The 2,951-nt window shown below is 41.2% G+C and carries 2 protein-coding genes and 1 pseudogene; 1 reads left to right on the plus strand and 2 read right to left on the minus strand.

All coding sequences use genetic code 11. The annotated features are described in order from the left end of the window. Nucleotides 1-1,576 (minus strand): flagellar hook-associated protein FlgK (gene flgK, locus AC4GME_RS11150; RefSeq protein WP_490379401.1); only part of this gene is annotated, 1,576 nt, incomplete at its 3' end. Next, nucleotides 1,569-2,561 carry a flagellar assembly peptidoglycan hydrolase FlgJ gene (gene flgJ, locus AC4GME_RS11155; RefSeq protein ID WP_490376106.1) on the minus strand — a complete coding sequence of 331 codons (993 nt, stop codon included), beginning with the start codon at nt 2,559-2,561 and terminating at the stop codon, nt 1,569-1,571. The genes flgJ and flgK, both read right to left, overlap by 8 nt. Nucleotides 2,562-2,720: 159 nt before the next feature. On the opposite strand from flgJ, the pseudogene AC4GME_RS11160 reads away from it, so the two are divergent. Continuing rightward, nucleotides 2,721-2,951: pseudogene (locus AC4GME_RS11160) on the plus strand (sodium:proton antiporter); the annotation flags it as partial.

Here is a 2,951-nt window from a genome sequence, read left to right on the forward strand (position 1 = left end):
GAGCGGGTAAAGTAACTGGGTTACCATTTTTATCCACAATATCGAAAGTAATATCACCGCCAGGGACAACCCCCGTAATAACGATCTCCAACGGATTATCAGCATCCATATATAACTTATCAAGCGGATTATTAAGCGCACTTGTACGTAATACGGCATCGCCTGTATTTGTATCCGCAGCGACTGTTTTAATTTCAGCATCAGCAGCCGCAACCTTTTCCGGATCTTTATGCAGTAAAGTTGCTTCTTGTGCTGCTAAGCGTGTCGGACGCAGTGTAAATGCTTTGCCAATTTGTGGTTGATCGAGAGCGTTAATCGAATCAATGCCTAAACTCAATCCCGAATTTGGGATTTCAATACGCTGTGTGCTAGTCAGATCTACTGGCCCTAACACTTGTGTGTTGCCCGTTGTTTTATTGGTTACAACAAATCCAATCTCTTCAGGTGGACCTGCTGCATAATGATTGACAACTAAGTCATAATCATCGGGTGAAAGCTGACTGAGATCATCAACACGCAAACTCAGTTGTGCACTGCCCAAACCATCATTATGCGCCAAAACACGATCTCTCATTGCTTGATTGGAATTAATATCATTAAACAGATTATCACCAATCTGCCCATCCAGCGTCTGCCCCTCTTTCTGCTGCTCATTAATAGAATGGGTTAAACCGATAATATTTTGCCCGAGTTGATTAAATGCACGATCCAAATCGTTATCTCGCGTATCAAACATAGCGGCTACTTTGCCGCCTAATCGGCTGCCATCCATTTTGACAATATTGCCGTTGATGTTAATTGCCATATCTTTACGAGAAGGATCCGGATCGCCGTTTACAGCAATAACATTTAATGATTCATTGCCCATCACTAACGCCTGGCCGCTCCCCATATAGATATTGACCATACCGTTATCAGCCTGCACAACGGAAACATTCACTAATTCACTGAGCTCGGTGATAGCTTGATCTCGTTGATCCAACAGATCATTGGCATTACTTTGCCCGCCGCTGCCTAAAACAGCTGAAATTTGTTCATTGATGTTTGCTAAATTATCTGCCAGCGTCGTAATGGTCGCCGCGGTATTGACAATGTCGTTATTAAGACCTGTATATTGAATTTCAAGATTGTCATAAAGGCGATTATATTGATTAATCATATTCGCTGAAGACTCGAGGAAAACGGTACGGGACTCAAGCATATTAGGGTGATCGGCGACACCATTAAGCGTTTCAAATACATTTAAAACAGGCTTAGTTACTGAGGTACCTTCATTTGAAAATAACATATCCAGTTGACTGGTTTGCGCATAGATCTCTTTGGAATAACCATATTGCGAGGTATTCATAATATTTTCAGTGAAGGCGAATTGATCGTACGCGCGCTCAATTCCCGTCACCATCGCACCTTGACCGATAAAATAATTACCGTATCGTTCCGAGCCCGCCGTTGAAACTTGTACTGTTTGGCGTGAATAACCAGCAGTATTGACGTTGGCAATATTATTCCCGGTAGTGGCAAGGCTTGCTTGTGATGAATATATTCCCGACAAACCAATTTGAAATAGATCAGTCATTGAAATTTCCTCCAGCTAAAACTGCTTGAAACTCTTCGTTTTGCATGATTTTTTTAATTTTTTCTGCGTATTGCGGATCGGTTGCATATCCAGCCTGCTGCAGTTCTTCAATGTAGCCCTGCGCATCTTTACCTTGCTTTAGTGCACCTTGATAACGCTTATTAGTTGTAATGAAATCGCGGTAATCATCAAAACTCTGCGCCAGAGAGTCATACGCTCTAAAGTTAGAACGACGCTTAACGCCCACGCCACCTTCAACTTCTAAGCTGCTTTTTGCCACTTTATCCCCCTGCCAGCTATTATTCGCTTTAATATTAAAGAGGTTAAAACTGCTTTGATTATCGCTTGTATTAATGATCTTTTTACCCCAGCCCGTTTCAAGTGCTGATTGTGCGACTAATACTGCTGGCGAAATACCTAAAACCTGAGCCGCTTTTTTGGCGTACGGCAGTAATGCGTCAATAAATGATTTTTTATCTGTAAATTCCGGTTGTTTTTTATCCCTGAATTCCGGTTCTTTCTTTTGCTCAGCAAACAAAGTTGCAGAGGTCATTTTATCGGGTTTATTGAGATCAACAGCCGGTAAGGCTTTTTCTAAATCGATCATCTGTTGCTGTTGATTATTTGGCATATTTAACTGCTCCATTGGCACTGATTTAGCTACTGCAATAGAGCTTGGATCAAGCTGTCTCACTAATGCGTCAGCAAGGCCTAACGAACCATGGCGACTGATATCAAGTGCTAGCTGTTTATCTTGCATATCAGTATAGAATTTTGTCTGCTTGTTATTAAACGGGCTATCGGTTTCAAATGCTTCATTTGCTTGACGCATCGATTTAATCAACATAGTGGCGAACATCGACTCAAATTGGTTTGCCACCTCTCTAATCGAATCTTTGCTATTACCTTGGGCTTTTTGACGCAACTGGTCTAAACCTTGTAAATCAAAGTAATTGCTTGCTTGTGTCACTGCCTGATTAGCCATTTTCAGCCCCGTTTATTATCTATTACAACTCTTTAAACAAATAAAGCAAAAATAGTGCCATTATTTTTCACTACAGGGTTTTAGATATTAATTAATTACCTTTATAAAAATTTACAGTCACGTAGAATGCCCTCTTTTTTCCATAAAGGACTATATATGATTAACCCAGTTTTACTTTCGGTATGCGTAATGCTTGCGCTATCTTTAATGCGCATTAATGTTGTGGTGGCCTTAACGCTCAGCGCATTAATTGGCGGTTTAAGTGCAGGTATGTCAATAACCGATACTGTCAGTGCTTTTGAAGGCGGACTTGGCGGCGGTGCAACTATCGCGTTAAGTTACGCAATGTTAGGCGCATTTGCGGTGGCAATTTCTAAATCAGGCATTACC

Source organism: Psychromonas sp., from assembly GCF_983033635.1.